We start from the raw sequence: 18573 nt of genomic DNA, 5'->3' as shown, positions 1-18573 counted from the left end.
TTCTATCCCATTTTCCGTTTATTCTTGATTAGCTTTTTCTTTTCTTTCTTTTTCTTCAAGAAGAACTGCTTTTCTTGAAAGGTTTACACGACCTTGGTTATCAATTTCTTTGACCTTAACAAGAATTTCATCACCAATCGATACGACGTCTTCCACTTTGTTGGTCCGTTCAATTTGAAGCTCAGATATATGGACTAATCCATCTTTTCCTTTAAATAATTCAACGAAGGCGCCGAATTTCTCAATACGCTTCACCGTACCAAGATACATTTGTCCTACTTCAACTTCACGAACAATATCTTCAATAATCTTTTTAGCTTTATCGTTCATAGTCTGATCGGTAGAAGAGATATAAATTTTACCGTCTTGTTCAATGTCGATTTTAACTCCCGTTTCATCAATGATTTGATTGATTTGTTTTCCACTTGGTCCAATCACATCACGGATTTTATCAGGGTTGATGGACATGGTCATAATTTTAGGTGCAAATGGTGATAGTTCATGCTTAGGTTGAGATATCGTCTCAAGCATTGATTTTAAAATTTGCATACGGCCATTTTTCGCTTGTTCGAGTGCTTCTTCTAAAATTTGTTGAGATAATCCTTCAATTTTGATATCCATTTGGAGCGCAGTAATCCCTTTCTCGGTACCTGCTACCTTGAAGTCCATATCGCCAAGAGCGTCTTCCATCCCTTGAATATCTGTAAGAATTGTATAGTCATCTCCAGTTTTTACAAGGCCCATCGCGATTCCGGCAACTGGAGCTTTGATAGGTACACCTGCATCCATTAGTGCCAATGTGCTTGCGCAAATACTCGCTTGCGAACTGGATCCATTAGATTCAAGTACTTCAGATACAAGTCTAATCGTATACGGGAAGTCTTTTTCAGAAGGAATCACTTTTTCTAGTGCTCGTTCACCTAAAGCTCCGTGTCCGATTTCCCTTCTACCAGGACCACGCATTGGACCAGTTTCACCTACACTATACTGTGGGAAGTTGTAATGGTGCATAAATCGTTTTGATTCTTCCAAGTCCAACCCATCCAATATTTGCACGTCACCTAACGCACCTAAAGTACAAACACTTAATGCTTGTGTTTGACCACGTGTGAAAAGACCTGATCCGTGAGTACGTGGCAATATAGAAACACGACTGGAAAGTGGGCGAATCTCATTTGGTTTTCTTCCATCAGGACGAATTTTTTCTTGAGAAATTAGACGACGAACCTCTTCTTTTACCATTTCATCAAGAATACTTTTTGCTTGTTCAAGGGTCTCTGCTTCCGTCTCCTCATCATACTTCGCTAAAATTTCGTCCTTCACCGCTTTAATAGCATCTTCTCGTTCATGTTTTTCCTTCACTTGAATAGCTGCAGTAAGTTTCTCTTTTGCTTCTTTTTCAAGTTCCTTACTCAACTCTTCATTCAGTTCAAATAACTCCACTTCAGATTTTTCAATCGTCAATTTGGAAATGATTTCTTCCTGAAATGCTACTAAACGTTTGATTTCTTCATGTCCGAACATGATTGCTTCAAGCATCACTTCTTCTGATACTTCTTCAGCTCCTGCTTCAACCATGTTGACGGCATCTTTTGTTCCAGCAACTGTCAGTTCAATATCACTTTTTTCCTGTTGCTCAACAGTAGGGTTAATAATGAATTTCCCATCAACTCGTCCAACTTGCACTCCAGCAATCGGTTCTTTAAAAGGAATGTTGGATATACTTAATGCAATTGATGATCCAATCATAGCAGCAATTTCTGAAGAACAGTCTTGGTCTACACTCATTACTGTACTGATAACCTGTACTTCATTACGATACCCATCTGGAAACAGAGGACGGATTGGACGGTCGATGAGGCGAGATGCAAGAATAGCCTTTTCACTCGGTCTTCCTTCCCGTTTAATAAAACCACCTGGAATTTTACCAACCGCATATAATCGTTCTTCATAGTTCACTGTTAGAGGAAAGAAAGGTAAGTCCTTTGGTTCCTTTGAACTTGTAGCTACTGCAAGCACCGAAGTATCTCCATAGTGGATCATCGCCGCTCCACCAGCCTGTTTTGCAAGCTCTCCTATTTCTACTCTGAACGTAGAGCCTGAAATTTCTGTGGAAAAAATTTGTTTTTCTTCTGCCATCTAATATAGTGCTCCTTTCAATACAACATCATCTTTAATGTATTAAATCGGAAAATCATCCGCTTTCCTAAAAACAGTCATTCTTACTCTAGAATAAACGATAGTAGTATGAGAATCAAACTGTAAGTCTATTCATGAGCCATCCATCAACTAATTTTAATTAAAAGAAAAAGCAGGATTTCTCCTGCTTTCTCTAAAAATATTATCGACGTAGACCAAGTTTTTGAATTAAATCGCGGTAACGTGTAACATCTTTGTTACGTAGGTAGTTTAATAGGTTACGACGTTTACCAACCATTTTAAACAGACCGCGGCGTGAGTGATGATCTTTCTTATGAACACGAAGATGCTCATTCAGTAGATTGATTTCTTCTGTAAGTACAGCAATTTGTACTTCAGGAGAACCAGTATCAGTTTCGTGAACTTTAAATTCATTGATCAGTTCATTTTTACGTTCTTGTGAAATCGCCATTGGGTCCACCTCCTATATCTTAAAATTAACCCCAGTCACCTAGCAATCGTCGGAGTTACGATTTGCCAAGAGATGGTTTATCTTTATCAGTATATCTTTCCTCGACAAAAAAATCAAGGTTTACACTTAAAAATAATTAGTGGAAATAATTTCGAATGTCAACTTCATCACGGGCTAGTTGTTCGATTAAGCTTTCAGCATCCGGGAACACCTGTTCCTCACGGATAAATTTATGCCATTCTATTTGTAATTCTTCCCCATATAAGTCGTTATTATAATCAAAGATATTCACTTCAACTGATAAATTACCTTGATCCTCTTTGAATGTCGGGTTTGTCCCGATACTTGCCATACCTTCATACACAGCGTTTTTATAAATGACTCTTACAGCATATATACCGATTTTAGGAAGTAAAGCATCTTCAACTATTCTTAGGTTTGCAGTAGGATACCCAAGATCTCTTCCTCGTTGTGCTCCACGTATCACGACGCTTGTGTACTTCAATGGCCTTTTGAGCAATTTATTAACTGTTTCAACATTTCCTTGTTTCAACAGTTCTCTGATACGTGTTGAACTCACCTTCTCGTCATCCAAGGTAACTTTATCGATAACAGTATAGTCAAATTTACCACGGGTATAGTCGGAAATATTCGTCATATTCCCTGACCCTTTATGTCCAAAACTATAATCAAAACCTGCTACAAGGTGTTTTATGTTCAAACCGATAATAAAATGATCGATAAATTCTTGCGGACTTAGCCCAGATAGTTCTTTATTAAACTCGATTATATATAATCTGTCCACATTCATCTTTTGCAGAATTTCTTGCTTTTCTCGCAAAGGTGTAATGTATTGCACATGTCTTGTTCCTTTTTTCAAGACAACCGATGGATGTGGGTGAAAAGTTATCACAGCACTTTCCATGCCGTTTTCTTGCGCGACTTGTACAGCTTTACCAATGACTTGCTGATGTCCTTTATGTATACCGTCAAAAAAACCTATGGCACATACGGTTTCGGGCATATCATCCACTTCAAAATGATGTGGATAAGTCAACTCGAATGTTCTCACGTCAATTCACCTACTTTTTATAAAGCTTTAAAGATCCGGACCGGTTTTATTTCATGCTCATTCTTTTCATGCAGTTGATAAATAGCTAACAATTCATCTTGATGCATCATAAGAAATGGATTGCTCTCCGGAATCTTATCTGGCATCGGTAACTTTTGTCCATATGAAATCTTTTGTTTTATATATTCATCCACTTCAATTTGTGATAAGTGATTCAATCCTGACACAATCGGCTGCAATAATTTTTGGAGTTTATCTTCCTCCTGAGCCTGATGGATATCATCGAATGTGTATGAACCGTCTTTATCGAAGCTTCCGGTTTTAATTCTTTCAAGAAAAGACATATGTGCGGGAAAACCGAGTTTTTTTCCGATATCAACACAAAGCGTTCTGATATAAGTTCCCTTTGAACATGTTACCTGAAATTTGATACTATGGTCCTCTTCATTAACCATTAATCGATCAATCGAATAAATATGGATGGTCCTTTTTGGACGTTCGACCGATTCGTTGGCTCGCGCATATTCATATAATTTCTTTCCATTCACTTTTACTGCAGAATACATTGGCGGGATTTGTATTGTGTCACCAAGGAATGATTGAAGCACTTTGTCGATCTGTTCTAGAGAAGGCATGGAATTTACTTCCGCTGTCTCTACTACTTCCCCATAGCTGTCTTCCGTTTCCGTTGTTTTGCCAAGTTGCACTTCTGCGATATATACCTTTTTCGTATCCATTAAATAAGGCACAATTTTAGTAGCTTGACCAATACAAATAGGAAGGACCCCTTCTACTTCAGGGTCTAAAGTTCCGGTATGGCCGACTTTTTTAGTTTTAAAGATTTTGCGTATTTTCATAACGCAATCATGGGAAGTCCAACCTCTTGGCTTCCATAATGGAAGGATTCCATCCATTTTATTCACTCCCATAACTCATATAAATAAAAAAGGGCAATGAAAAGTTCTGACTCTTCAAATCGAATAGTTGATCCTCATCTAAAACCATCTTTTAGGTGAGGACCAATCCATTTCGCAGTCTCTGCTTGAGAAAATAAGAACGAGGAGTCAGAATCTCCATTATTTATTCAGATCCCTGAGAATGGTTTCAATCCGGTTCCCATATTCATATGCTTCATCAAATTCAAAAAGGAGCTCAGGAGTTTTTCTGAGACGGATTCTTTTACCAATCTCCGAACGGATAAATCCCTTAGCTTTCGTGAGCCCAAGAAGTGTTTCTTGTTTCTCTTTATCCGTCCCTAATACTGAGATATAAATGGTTGCTTGTTGTAAGTCACCAGTAACTTCTACATCAGTCACCGTAACAAATCCAACTCTAGGATCTTTTATTTTTGCTGTTAAAATCTCGCCCAGTTCTTTCTTCATTTGTTCGGCAACACGATTGGCACGTAATTCAGACATGTTATCACCTCATTAGTGAATCATTTAATTATTTGAAGAGTTATAGTTTATCAACGGTAGTTATAGTGCGCTCCAGTTCTGGAAATTGATCTACAATCCTCAATACTTGTTGAATCACCTTCTCAGCATGATTCGAATTGGATGAGATAGTCACGATTCCGAACTTTGTCCGTTGCCATAAATCTTGATAATCTAATTCAGCTACAGCCACATTATGATCATTCGTCAATTTGGCAAACAATCTCTTCAAGATGGAACGCTTATCCTTCAGCGAATTCCCATCATAGAAAAAACATTCTACTTCAGCGTATAAAATCATGTACGTTTGATTTCCTCCATAATAAACGCTTCGATGATATCTCCTTCTTTGATATCGTTAAAGTTAGTGATTGTAATTCCACATTCATAGTTCTGTGCCACTTCTCGGACATCATCTTTAAATCGTTTCAATGCTTCGATTTCACCTTCAAATAAGACTACTCCGTTACGGATAATCCGAACACCGGCATCTCTTGTGATTTTACCATCGGTCACATAACTTCCAGCAATTGTACCGATACGAGATACCTTAAATGTTTCACGAACTTCCGCTTGTCCGATTACTTTCTCCTCATACTCTGGATCAAGCATTCCTTTCATCGCTGCTTCTATCTCTTCAATGGCTTTATAAATTACACGATGCAATCTCACATCAACTTTTTCTCTTTCTGCAGCGTTTCTTGCATTCACATCTGGTCTAACGTTGAATCCTATAATGATGGCATTTGATGCTGATGCCAAAATAATATCGGATTCTGTTATTGCTCCAACTCCAGTATGGATAATTTTAACTTTAACACCTTCCACCTCGATCTTCTTCAGGGATGAGGAAAGTGCTTCTGCAGATCCTTGTACATCTGCTTTAATGATAATATTTAAATCCTTCATATCACCTTGTTTGATTTGTTCGAACAAATCATCAAGACTGACTTTCGATTGGGCACCACGATTTTCAACAATGAATTTTTGTTGACGAGCTTCCCCAATTTGTCTTGCTTTTTTCTCATCTTCAAATACGAGGAATTGATCTCCGGCTTGTGGAACATCATTCAATCCTGTAATTTCAACAGGAGTAGATGGTCCTGCCACTTCTACACGGTTACCCTCATCATTAACCATTGCTCTTACACGGCCGTATGTGTTTCCAACTACGAGTGCGTCCCCAACATGCAGCGTTCCATTTTGTACAAGTAGCGTAGCAACTGGCCCTTTACCTTTATCAAGCTCTGCGTCAATAACAGTACCAGATGCATTGGCATCAGGATTCGCCTTCAATTCTTCCACTTCAGCAACAAGTAATACCATTTCAAGGAGGTCATCGATTCCATCGTGCTTGATTGCCGAGATATTAACAAATATTGTATCTCCACCCCAGTCCTCAGGTATCAACTCATATTCCGTCAATTCTTGCATGACTCGGTCTGGATTCGCTGTTTCTTTATCCATTTTATTCACAGCAACGATAATTGGAACCTCTGCAGCCTTCGCGTGATTAATTGCTTCAACGGTTTGAGGCATGACTCCATCATCCGCTGCAACAACTAAGATAGCAATATCCGTTACTTGTGCACCACGTGAACGCATGCTTGTGAAAGCTGCGTGTCCAGGTGTATCAAGGAATGTGATTTTCTTATCATTTACTTCAACTTGATAAGCTCCGATATGCTGAGTAATTCCCCCAGCTTCTCCTGCAGTTACCTTTGTTTGACGGATAGAATCTAAGGTCGTAGTTTTACCATGGTCAACGTGTCCCATAATAGTAACGACAGCTGGCCTTTCTTTTAGATCCTCTTCTTTTTCTTCTACTTTATACTTTTCAAAATCAGTATCTTCTAACACAATTTCTTTCTCGACTTCCACACCATATTCACTGCAGATCAATTCAATGGTATCGTCGTCCAAGTCCTGGTTTTTCGTAGCCATTACTCCCATGAACATGAGCTTTTTAATGATTTCAGATTCTTTCTTATGCAGCTTGCTTGCAAGATCACTTACAGTTAAAGTGCTGCTATATGTGATTTTGTCAGGTGTTAAATCAGGTGCAGGTTGAACTTGTTGCTGTCTGCCTCTCTGATTACCTTTTCTTCTCTTTTGATTATGATTTCGATTTCTGTTGTTGTTAGGTTTACTTTGCTTGTTTTGCTCTTTTTTCCCTGTCATTTGTTGGCTCCCTTTATTAATTTGTTTCTTCTCAGAAGACTTAGGCCGTTCAGATTTAGCCTGATTGGATTGTGAATTACTCTTCTGTTTAGTTTCTCCTTGGCTTTCTTGCGGGTTAAATTTTTTATCGAGTAACTTTATTGTATTCTCTGAAATTGTAGACATATGATTTGTTACTTCAACTTCCATATCTTTCAGATGGTTTATTACTTGTTTACTCGTCAAGTTATTCTTTTTGGCATATTCATATACACGCATTTTAGTCATACATTCACCCCCGAAATTGATTACCCAAAGAACGATTTAATTTTCTTTGCAAATCCTGCATCAAGAATAGCGATCGCAACCCTCTGGGATTTGCCTATTGCATGGGCTATTGTTTCCCGATCCTCATCCACAATGATATATGGAACCTTATAATAGGTGCATTTATCCGTTAATTTCTTTTTCGTTTGCTCACCGGTGTCTTTTGCAAGGATGACTAGCTTTGCTTTTTGACTTCGTACATCTCTTAATATTGCATCTTCACCAGTGGAACACTTGCCCGCTCGGAAGGCAAGTCCGAGTAGATTCAAATAATTTTTCATTCATTTGTCCCCACAAGTTTCCTTAACTCTTCATAGATTACTGGGTCAATTTCTGTGTTCAACACACGGGATAGGACGTTCGTTTTTTCTGCCTTATCAATTACTTCTAAACTTCCAGTCAAATAAGCACCCCGTCCGTTTTTCTTACCTGTCGGATCGACAAAAACTTCCCCTTCTTTATTGCGTACGATGCGGATCAATTCTTTCTTCGGCCGCATTTCACCTGTAACGACGCATTTTCTTTCTGGAATCTTACGTTTTGTTGCCATATTCTTTCCCCCTATTCAAATAAATCATTATCATTCATTGAATAAGTTTCGTCTTCCACGGTGTTATCTGTTTCTTCTGTTAATAGCCCTTGATTTCTAGCTTCCGTTTCACTCTTAATATCGATTTTCCAACCGGTTAATTTTGCAGCTAATCTCGCATTTTGGCCACGTTTACCAATAGCCAATGAAAGCTGGTAATCAGGTACGATCACCGTTGTCGCTTTTTCTTCTTCATTCACGATCACTTCAATTACCTTAGAAGGGCTAAGTGCGTTAGAGACATATACAACAGGATCTTCATCCCATTCCACGATGTCGATTTTCTCACCTTTCAATTCATCTACGATTGCTTGGACTCGCTGACCTCTTGGTCCGACACATGATCCAACTGCATCTACGTCCGGATTATCTGCATAAACTGAGATTTTCGAACGGTCACCAGCTTCTCTTGCAACCGATTTGATCTCTACTACTCCATCGTAAATTTCAGGGACTTCCATTTCAAATAGACGTTTTAAAAGTCCAGGATGCGATCTAGAAATATAAATCTGTGGACCTTTGCTTGTATTTTCAACCTTTGTGACATAAACTTTGATTCGATCATGGATATTGTATTCTTCTGTAGGCATTTGTTCAGCTTCAGCAAGTTTTGCTTCAATTTTACCTAAATTAATGTAAACGAATCTTGGGTCTTTACGTTGGATAATGCCTGTCATTACGTCATCTTCCCGATCAACGTATTCTGAATAGATCACACCGCGTTCAGCTTCTCTTACTCTTTGAGTTACAACTTGTTTAGCTGCTTGAGCGGCAATACGTCCAAAGTCCTTCGGTGTCACTTCAACCTCAATTACATCGTCAATTTCATAATTGGGGTCAATTTGTTTCGCTTCTGAAAGTGAAATCTCTTGTTGTGTATCCTCCACTTCATCGACAATTGTCTTTCTGGAGAATACCTTCATTGTTCCTTTTTCTTCATTAAGCTCTACGCGCACATTAGTGGCAGACTTAAAGTTTTTCTTATAGGCTGAAATTAAAGCAGCTTCAAGAGCTTCTATCAATATTTCCTTCTCAATGCCTTTTTCCTCTGCCAAAAATTCAATTGCATCAAACAACTGACTACTCACTTCATAATCCCCCTTATTAGAACATTACAGCTAATCTTGCTTTAGCTATTTTTTCATATGGTATGTCAATCTGTTTTTTCATTGTCTTCACTTTGTATTCAATGGTGAGCACATCATCTTCAAGTTTTTTTAAAATGCCCTCGTACGATTTCTCACCATTAATTGGTTCATACAACGTTACATAGACGTTTTTACCGACACTGTCAGCAATATCCTGTTTTGTTTTTAATGGCCTTTCAGCACCAGGTGAAGAAACTTCGAGAAAATAGGCCTCTTTAATCGGATCAGTTGCATCAAGCTTTTCACTGAGTTTTTCCGACACCATCCCACACTCTGTGATATCTACACCACCTGGTTTATCAATAAACACACGAAGGAACCAGTTTTTACCTTCCTTCACATATTCAATATCAACTAATTCCAAGTCATTTTCTACTAAAATTGGTTTAACAAGTTCTTCTGTTGTTTCAATTACTTTTGAACCCATCGTCATCCTCCTTCTACAAGCCTATATTCCTTATTATGTACAAGTTTAATCTTTTTCATATTTAAAGTGACAATATAAAACCCTAGCCTAATATAAAGGGGCTAGGGACAAAAATTAAAGAATAAGTTCTTAAGAAGAAGGAGTGGGTTATCACCCACTCCTTAAACGTTCAATCGATACTTTCCGAAAATTAGTATACCATAGGTAAAATATGTTTGCAAGTAGTCTACTGGAATATGTTAAAACAGAGATAATTGGTTCTTCTCTTCCATACCCTCCAAAGCACCATGCTGTTCTAGATACTCTAACACTGATTTTCCAATCCTGCTACGTTCCTGTAAATCTTCCTTGGATAAAAATTCTCCATCTTTTCTTGCTTCAACTATATTTAATGCAGCGTTTGTTCCAAGTCCATCTACAGCATTAAACGGAGGAAGAAGCGAGTCACCATCTACGATAAACTCAGTAGCACTTGAGCGGTACAAATCAACTTTTTGGAAAGAGAATCCACGTTCACACATTTCCAAAGCAACTTCTAACACGGTTAGAAGTGACTTTTCTTTAGGTGAAGCATCATTTCCTTTTACGGTTATGGATTCGATTCGTTGTCTAAGTGCTGCCGAACCTTTTATCATCGTATCAAGTTCAAAGTCGCTTGCCCTAACTGTGAAGTAAGCGGCGTAGAAAAGAATTGGATGATGTACCTTGAAGTACGCAATCCGGATCGCCATCAAAACATATGCAGCTGCGTGGGCTTTCGGGAACATATATTTAATCTTTTTACAGGACTCAACGTACCAATTCGGCACATCGTTCTTTCTCATTTCTTCAATCCATTCATCCTTGAGTCCTCTGCCTTTACGTACGGACTCCATGATGGTAAATGCTAAAGCTGGTTCTAACCCTTTTTGCATTAAATAAACCATAATGTCGTCACGACAACCAATTACATCTGACAACTCACATATACCATCATTAATCAATTCTTGCGCATTCCCTAACCATACATCGGTACCATGCGATAGACCTGAGATAATCAGAAGTTCCGCGAATGTGCTAGGTTTCGTATCTTCCAGCATTTGCCTTACGAACTTCGTACCGAATTCAGGCACCCCTAAAGTTCCTGTTTTACAATTGATTTGTTCTGGAGTCACTCCTAAAGATTCTGTACCCGAGAATATTTTCATCACTTCGGGATCATCTGTCGGAATGTCTTTTGGATCGATACCACTGAGGTCTTGAAGCATACGAATTACGGTCGGATCATCATGTCCCAGAATATCAAGCTTCAACAGATTCTCATCAATAGAGTGGAAGTCAAAGTGAGTTGTCTTCCATTCACTTTTTCTATCATCAGCTGGATACTGGATTGGAGTAAAATCATATATTTCCTTATCGTCAGGTACAACAATGATTCCTCCCGGATGTTGCCCAGTTGTCCGTTTTACACCGGTACAGCCCTGAACAAGCCTGTCAATCTCTGCCCGTTTAATTTTTAGATTATTATCATTCGCATAACCTTTCACATATCCATAAGCTGTTTTTTCTGCAACGGTACCGATTGTTCCCGCACGATAAACATAGTCTTCTCCAAACAGCTCTTTTGTATAGTTATGCGCCCTTGGTTGATAGATACCGGAGAAGTTCAAATCAATATCAGGCACTTTGTCTCCTTTAAAACCTAAGAAGGTTTCAAACGGGATATCTTGTCCGTCTTTAGCTAAATTTTCTCCGCATTCTGGACATGCTTTATCAGGTAAATCAAACCCACTCGCATAGGATCCATCGGTAATAAACTCATGATACTGACACGAAGGACATATATAGTGTGGCACTAATGGGTTTACTTCTGTAATTTCTGTCATCGTGGCAACGAAAGAAGAACCAACGGAACCACGTGAACCTACAAGATAACCATCATCCAATGATTTTTTCACCAGTTTATGGGAAATCAAGTAGATAACCGCAAATCCATTACCGATAATACTGTCTAATTCTTTCTCTAAGCGGTCTGTTACTATCTTTGGTAAATCTTCACCATAGATTTCCTTCGCTTTTGTATAACATAACTCCCTCATCTCTTCTTCAGCGCCTTCAATCGTCGGTGCAAATAATCCATCTTTTATTGGAGAGACATTTTCAAGGCGATCAGCTAATTCTTGAGTGTTGCTCACTACAATTTCATAGGCTTTCTCTTTACCAAGGAATGTAAAACAATTTAACATTTCATCCGTTGTCCGGAACGGAGTATTTGGCAATGAATGTCTGTTTAATGGGTTTCCAGCCTGTGAACGGATTAAAATTTGACGATATTGCTGGTCATTTTCATTCAAATAATGGACATTACCAGTTGCCACTACAGGCTTATTCAATCTACTTCCTAAATTTACAAGCTTTTTAATAATATCTATGATTTGTGCTTCATTTTGAACCAATTCTTTTTCAATTAAATGTGTGAAGTTCTCAGGTGGCTGCACTTCAATGTAATCGTAAAACTCGGCTACCTTTTCCGCTTCATCCTCAGATTTTTGCATCATTGTTTCGAAAACCTCGCCTTGGTCACAAGCAGTACCAATCAGTAATCCTTCACGATGACTTTCTAAAACAGAACGCGGGATACGCGGTACTCGATAGAAATAATTAATATGTGCATAAGAAACAAGCTTATATAAGTTTTTAAGACCTGTGTCATTTTGAGCGATAATTGTACAATGGAACGGACGCGAACGTTGGTAGGCATCTCCCTCACCCATATGATCATTTAACTTATTGTGGTTCGTTATACCTTGTTCAAGCAATTTATTTACTAATTTCCATGTCAAATATCCAGTTGCTTCAGCGTCATAAATTGCACGGTGATGTTGCGTCAATTCGATATCCAAATGCTTACATAATGTATTTAGACGGTGATTTTTCAATTGTGGAAGTAGAAATCTTGCAAGTTCTAATGTATCAATAACAGGATTTTCCACTTTCCCTAGTCCGATTTTCTCGAATCCCTGGTTAATGAATCCAATATCAAATGTTGCGTTATGGGCCACTAAAATATCTTCGCCCATCCATGTGTGGAAATCTTTTAAGACGTCGTCAACTTCTGGTGCGTCTTGGACCATTTCATCCGTAATGCCGGTCAGATTAATTGTTGTTTCTGATAGGGCATGATGGGGATTCGCAAAAGATTCGAAACGATCGACAATCTCACCTTGCTGTATCCTGACGGCAGCCAGCTCAATAATCGTATCGTATACAGCTGAAAGTCCTGTTGTCTCTACGTCAAAGACTACAAAGCTTGCTTCCTCCAATTCAATATCTTTCGGATTGTATGCAATAGGCACACCATCATCCACTAAGTTTGCTTCCACACCGTATATCACTTTTATACCGTGTTTTTTACTTGCTGCATAAGCTTCAGGAAAGCCTTGTACACCAGCGTGGTCTGTAATTGCCACAGCTTTATGTCCCCAATTTGCAGCTTGAGCAACTAATGCACTTGGCGATACAACCGCATCCATTTGACTCATCGTAGTATGGGCATGAAATTCCACCCTTTTTTCATCTTCGGGTGCAGTATCTTCCCGCTCTTTCACTTCTACTTGTTGAATATCATTCGCCATCATAGCTAATTCATTGGAGTACATATCTGTTTGAATGCTTCCTCGAGCCTTTATCCACATTCCCTTCTTGGCAGCTTTGAACTTTTCTGCATCTTCTTCCCCACGCGAGAACATTTTAATCTCTAGGGAATCGGTATAATCTGTCGCTTTCAAGATAAGCAGGCTTCTACCTGACCTCAGTTCTCTTATTTCACAGGAGAAGACATATCCTTGTATGGTAACTTTTCTTTCCTCGTCCTGAATATCTTCCATCGCCATAGGTTCATCAGGGATACGGTATCCAAGCAACAGAGGTTTATTTTCATCCTCTACACGGGCTTGATCACGTTTCTCCTTTTCTTTCACCGTTTTCATGACGATTTGTTTATCTTCCTGAGCAGTCTGCTCTCTAAACCGTTCAATTTCCACTAAGTTATTGTCCACTTTCAATTCAAGCAGCAAATGAGGAGCACCAATACTTGAGAAATATTCTTTCATCGCATCACTTAAACGGTTTTTTAAAGCCTGTGCTTCTGCTTCGTTTCTAACAGTTAACATAATCTTATTATTGTTTACTTCCGGTTTTTGTTGGGCGACTAACTCTCTATACGCAGGCGATAGTGGAGGTAGGTTTTGTAGAAAATCTTTCCAATAGCTTGTAAAATTATCTTCCGTTATATTTGTATTTCCAGTTTCTATCGTTAGATTCACTTTTGCGATATCTTGGAAAGCTTCGGTTAGTTTCAAACGGAAAACTTCATATACTTGAAAAGGAAGGATAGAATCTAAATATATATTAAAATGCCAGGCTCTAGTATTTTTTATCACTACTAATTTATTTAAAAAACTATTTGAAAAATGATCCATCATATCTTGAGGCATGTCTATCTGCTCAAGTAGGATATTCATTTTCTCACGTTTGGATAAATCCATTACTTCTCCTCCCCTTTGATAATAGTCCATTCTATATAATAAAAAGTAACACTTCTTCAGCGAGGTTTTGCATAGCCCACTAATGCGTAATAAAACCCTTGCTCTCTATTATAAGACAAGGGTTTCTGATTTTGTACCTTTTTAATTGAATTTGTCGTTTTGTGGGTTTTGCTTTGAACTTTCTATTGGAAGTATCGCCTTGTGGGGCCTCACCAATGCCTCTCATCCTCCAGGCGTCTTTGGTGTTTCGGGGCTTTTCCGAAATGTAACAATAGCCAAATTTAAATAATGCGATAACCATTCACTTATAAACTTTTTAAAACAAACTCTAGAATACATAGTCACTTTATATCAAATAAAATTCAATCATATTAATAATAGAATAACTGTGAGCAGTCCAAATACCTCGAGACTCCTGCGGGAGCAGAGGCCTAATGGAACCCACAGAGCGCTTGCGCTCGAAGAGGCTCCCCAGCCGCCCGCGGAAAGCGAGAGGTATTTGGACTGCGGACTGTGATAGAACCAATTACAAGAATAGGCGTTGGATGTCATTCCATGTTACGACAAGCATGAGTAGCATGAGGAATGCAAAGCCTACGAAGTGGAAAAGTCCTTCTTTTTCAGGTGGGACTGGTTTGCCACGTAATAATTCAATTCCCACAAACAATAATCTTCCACCATCAAGCGCCGGTAGAGGCACCAAGTTGATGACCCCTAAGTTTACACTAAGCATTGCTGTCCATAGTAAGAAATTCCAAAAGCCGGTTTGAACTATTTGATCAGTTGCATCATAAATCCCAACTGGACCTGATAATAATTCAATTGAAACCTGCCCTGTAACTAACATCATTAAATTTGTGAGTATTAGTTTTGTGGTATCGAAAGTACGTTCAAACCCATTTGTAATTGTACCAATGACAGACTTTTCATATGCAGGATATACACCTAGCTGTCCTATTTGAATCGGCTCACCAACTTCGTTTACCGATTCAACTTCATTCGGAATGACTACAATCTGCTCTTCTTGACTGTCTCGTAAAACGGTCATTTGCAATTCTGTAGATGGATTTTCCCGAATGATGGAAGTAAATTCCTCCCAAGTTGAAATAGGAGTATCATCAATACGGACAACTTCATCTCCAGTTACAAAACCCGCTTCATCTGCCGGGGAATCCTCAATAATTTCTCCCATTCGAGCTTCTTCCACCTGTGTCCCTTGAACAATACCAAGAATGATAAAAATAAAGATCGCAAGCAAGAAATTCATCATTGGACCCGCAAATAATTGCATTGCCCGCTGTCCAGGTGATTTGGAAGCGAATTGTCTGTTGTACGGAGCTATTTGAGTTTCTCGCTCATCCATAATAAAGAAAGCTTTTTCGTCCACCTGGAATGTAAGCTTCGTATCTTCATCATCAAGTTCATATCCCTCGATGATCAATTCATGATCCAAATCCACCCGTTCAACTTCAATAACTCTTGCGTGTGGATGCTTATCCTTATTATTTACAATAATCTTGTCTATTTTATTGTTCTCATTAAACTCAATTCCAATATGATGTCCAGGTTTTAATTCAATAATTTCAGGGTCTTCACCTGCAACACGCACATATCCACCTGCTGGAATGAGTCGTATGGTATACAATGTTTCATTTCTCGTAAAAGAAAAGACTTTAGGACCAAATCCGATTGCAAACTCACGAGCCAACATTCCGGCCCGTTTGGCAAAAATCAAGTGTCCCCATTCATGGACAAACACAAGCAGGCCAAACATAAAAATAAATGCGATAACTGTGGTCAAATGAAGCACCTCTCTCAATCTAAAATCTATTTCTTACTTCTTCAACTTACTCTATACTTTAATTGCATTTTTTTCATCTAAATGAATTGGATTAAATGTAAGAAAGGCAGAACAAAAAGCAGGCTATCGAAACGATCTAATATACCACCGTGTCCTGGCAGTAGTTTACCGGAGTCTTTCACTCCATAATTCCGTTTAAACGCAGATTCCACTAAGTCACCAACTTGTCCTACTATCGAGGCGAAAATTGATACGATGATGACAATAACTAGTGAATGGGGAAATGGCTGTATCAAATGGAAAATAACTGCAACTATTACAGCAGCAAGGATACCACCAATTGCACCCTCTACCGTTTTGTTCGGACTAATGTCTGGCCAAAGTTTCCTTTTCCCCAATGCCCTACCTACAAAATATGCACCTGTATCTGTTGCCCATATAATAAAAAATGCAAATAGAATATTGCTGAAGCCTTGTGTTCCCAGTCTTGTCTCAACCAAGAAATAAAAGCCTATTCCAACATATAATGTTGTCAACAGAACAAATCCTGCTTCATCAAACGTGAATTTATTGCGGACTAATACAGTATAAGCGAGTAGAAATAAAATAATGACAGTATATATGTCAGTTATCGATAGAAAACCTATTGGAAATATAGCTGACTGGTCCGGTAAAAGGATAAGCCATAATCCTATCATCCCTATAAGTCCCGGAATAGAAACGAGCGGGATGTGTCTCATCCGGAGCAGCTCCATTAATCCTATCGTTGCAATCAAATAAATAAATAGTGTGAACGGCAGGTCTCCAATGATTACAATTGGCAGGAATACAATTAATGCTAGTATTGCAGTTATAATGCGTTGCTTCATATACCTTTCATCACCTTAAATACCTCCGTAACGTCGTTTCCTTTTTTGATAATCCTGTATAGCTTCGTTAAATATATTTTCATCCATATCAGGCCAAAGTACATCCGTGAACCAAAATTCACTATATGCCAATTGCCAAAGCAAGAAATTGCTTAATCGTTTCTCGCCACTTGTACGTATTAGTAAATCTGGATCAGATAAACCATCCGTGTAAAGATATTTTGAAAACATTTCCTCATTTAATGAATCAAGTGTAACTTTGTTTCCATAAATATCGTCCATTATTTGTTTAATTGCTTGCATTATTTCGTATCTGCTACCGTAATTCAAGGCGAAATTCAGCAAAAGACCATCATTATCTTTTGTTTTGTTTTTTGCATATTGTACTGCTTTCTGTGTATGTGCAGGGAGTGCGTCGAAATCTCCAATCGTTTCCACACGAACGTTATTTTCCATCAACTCAGGAAGATAAACATGTAGAAATTCTTTTGGTAACTTCATGATGAAGTCGATTTCTGATTTGGGGCGATTCCAATTTTCTGTGGAAAAGGCATACAAAGTTAATATTTTAACCTTTGATTGATTTGCAGCCCGAACGACTTTCATGACTGCTTTCACACCTTCTTTATGCCCAGCTACCCTAGGTAATCCGCGTTGCTCTGCCCAACGTCCATTTCCATCCATTATAATGGCTACATGGTTTGGGACATTATCGGAAAAACTCACCATTGGGTTTCTTTGCTGCTTGCTTTTAATAAAAGGTATTTTCATAGACATCTCAGGTCCTCCGAATTTCTTGATTTCGTCATATCCTTTTAGATGCATAATGTAAAGGAAAGAAAAGACATTTCATATTTTGAACTTTATTTACCAATTATATGCGAGTATAGCCTATTTCATTATTCATATCAGAAAGAAGCGTTTCGATATATTATGTAAATCATTCTCATTATAACGGTTTACTCATAAGAATACAAAAGCCCCCTTTATCAAAAGAGGGCTATTTCAAATTTTACACGTTTTGCAACTAATAATAAAGTGTTATTGCGTTAAACTTCCATTATTTCTTTTTCTTTTTCTTTTGCAAGCTGTTCAATTTTTCCGATGAACTGATCGGTTTCTTTTTGCACATCATCTTGTAGTTTACGTAGTTCATCTTCGGTAATCTCAGATTGCTTTTCTAAAGCTTTTAATTGGTCATTTGCATCTCTGCGAATATTTCGAACTTGAACCCGTGATTCCTCAGCAAATTTCCCGACAACTTTCACCAGTTCTTTTCTTCGTTCTTCTGTTAGTGCAGGAATATTGATTCGAATGACATTTCCATCATTGGATGGTGTAAGTCCAAGATCTGCCTTTTGAATTGCTTTCTCGATTTCTCCAAGCGCTGTTTTATCATAAGGCGTTACAACTAGCAGACGAGCTTCCGGTGCTCCGACAGATGCAAGTTGATTCAATGGGGTAGAAGCACCATAATAATCAACAAACACACTGTCCAATAGGCTGGGATTCGCTCTTCCAGCTCTTACAGTAGCCAAGTTTCTGGAGAATGCTTGAACAGCCTGTTCCATTTTTTCTTTCATTTCTGTGAAAACAGTATTTGACAT

At 38.4% G+C, this 18573-nt stretch carries 16 protein-coding genes; all 16 read right to left on the bottom strand.

The window, feature by feature from the left end:
- Positions 1-18: 18 nt before the first annotated feature.
- Positions 19-2139: a polyribonucleotide nucleotidyltransferase gene (gene pnp / locus ACFSBH_RS08710; protein WP_251510666.1), complete on the bottom strand. Its 2121-nt coding sequence runs from the start codon at positions 2137-2139 to the stop codon at positions 19-21.
- 202 nt (positions 2140-2341) lie between these two features.
- A complete protein-coding gene (gene rpsO, locus ACFSBH_RS08705; protein ID WP_251510675.1) occupies positions 2342-2611 on the bottom strand; it encodes a 30S ribosomal protein S15 in 270 nt (89 codons plus the stop codon).
- Between the two features lie 136 nt (positions 2612-2747).
- Complete coding sequence (gene ribF / locus ACFSBH_RS08700) at positions 2748-3683, bottom strand: riboflavin biosynthesis protein RibF (protein ID WP_251510677.1); 936 nt, start codon at positions 3681-3683, stop codon at positions 2748-2750.
- Positions 3684-3700: 17 nt separating this feature from the next.
- A complete protein-coding gene (gene truB / locus ACFSBH_RS08695) occupies positions 3701-4597 on the bottom strand; it encodes a tRNA pseudouridine(55) synthase TruB (RefSeq protein WP_379597090.1) in 897 nt (298 codons plus the stop codon).
- Between the two features lie 162 nt (positions 4598-4759).
- Positions 4760-5101: a 30S ribosome-binding factor RbfA gene (gene rbfA, locus ACFSBH_RS08690; RefSeq protein WP_251510682.1), complete on the bottom strand. Its 342-nt coding sequence runs from the start codon at positions 5099-5101 to the stop codon at positions 4760-4762.
- A gap of 40 nt (positions 5102-5141) precedes the next feature.
- A complete protein-coding gene (locus tag ACFSBH_RS08685) occupies positions 5142-5420 on the bottom strand; it encodes a DUF503 domain-containing protein (protein ID WP_251510684.1) in 279 nt (92 codons plus the stop codon).
- Positions 5417-7567 carry a translation initiation factor IF-2 gene (infB, locus tag ACFSBH_RS08680; RefSeq protein ID WP_251510686.1) on the bottom strand — a complete coding sequence of 717 codons (2151 nt, stop codon included), beginning with the start codon at positions 7565-7567 and terminating at the stop codon, positions 5417-5419. Before infB ends, ACFSBH_RS08685 begins: the two co-directional genes overlap by 4 nt.
- 20 nt (positions 7568-7587) lie before the next feature.
- A complete protein-coding gene (locus ACFSBH_RS08675; protein ID WP_251510689.1) occupies positions 7588-7887 on the bottom strand; it encodes a YlxQ family RNA-binding protein in 300 nt (99 codons plus the stop codon).
- Entirely contained in the window at positions 7884-8156 is a 273-nt protein-coding gene (rnpM, locus tag ACFSBH_RS08670; RefSeq protein WP_251510692.1) for an RNase P modulator RnpM, read from the bottom strand. The genes ACFSBH_RS08675 and rnpM overlap by 4 nt, the downstream gene beginning before the upstream one ends.
- Before the next feature lie 11 nt (positions 8157-8167).
- The gene (nusA, locus tag ACFSBH_RS08665) at positions 8168-9283 is read right to left on the bottom strand and encodes a transcription termination factor NusA (protein ID WP_251510694.1); all 1116 of its coding nucleotides are present in this window, start codon (positions 9281-9283) and stop codon (positions 8168-8170) included.
- Positions 9284-9299: 16 nt separating this feature from the next.
- A complete protein-coding gene (rimP, locus tag ACFSBH_RS08660) occupies positions 9300-9770 on the bottom strand; it encodes a ribosome maturation factor RimP (protein ID WP_251510696.1) in 471 nt (156 codons plus the stop codon).
- Between the two features lie 239 nt (positions 9771-10009).
- Positions 10010-14296 carry a PolC-type DNA polymerase III gene (locus tag ACFSBH_RS08655; RefSeq protein WP_251510698.1) on the bottom strand — a complete coding sequence of 1429 codons (4287 nt, stop codon included), beginning with the start codon at positions 14294-14296 and terminating at the stop codon, positions 10010-10012.
- A 526-nt stretch (positions 14297-14822) separates the two neighbouring features.
- Positions 14823-16097: an RIP metalloprotease RseP gene (gene rseP / locus ACFSBH_RS08650; protein ID WP_379597084.1), complete on the bottom strand. Its 1275-nt coding sequence runs from the start codon at positions 16095-16097 to the stop codon at positions 14823-14825.
- 77 nt (positions 16098-16174) lie between these two features.
- Complete coding sequence (locus tag ACFSBH_RS08645; protein WP_251510704.1) at positions 16175-16966, bottom strand: phosphatidate cytidylyltransferase; 792 nt, start codon at positions 16964-16966, stop codon at positions 16175-16177.
- 15 nt (positions 16967-16981) lie between these two features.
- On the bottom strand, positions 16982-17743 hold the full coding sequence (locus ACFSBH_RS08640) for an isoprenyl transferase (RefSeq protein WP_251510706.1): 762 nt from the start codon (positions 17741-17743) through the stop codon (positions 16982-16984).
- 272 nt (positions 17744-18015) lie between these two features.
- Entirely contained in the window at positions 18016-18573 is a 558-nt protein-coding gene (gene frr / locus ACFSBH_RS08635) for a ribosome recycling factor (RefSeq protein ID WP_251510708.1), read from the bottom strand.

Origin of the sequence: Oceanobacillus luteolus, from assembly GCF_042678205.1 — a bacterium.
Taxonomy (GTDB): Bacteria; Bacillota; Bacilli; order Bacillales; family Amphibacillaceae; genus Oceanobacillus; species Oceanobacillus luteolus.
This window is presented reverse-complemented; position numbering and strand designations above follow the sequence as displayed.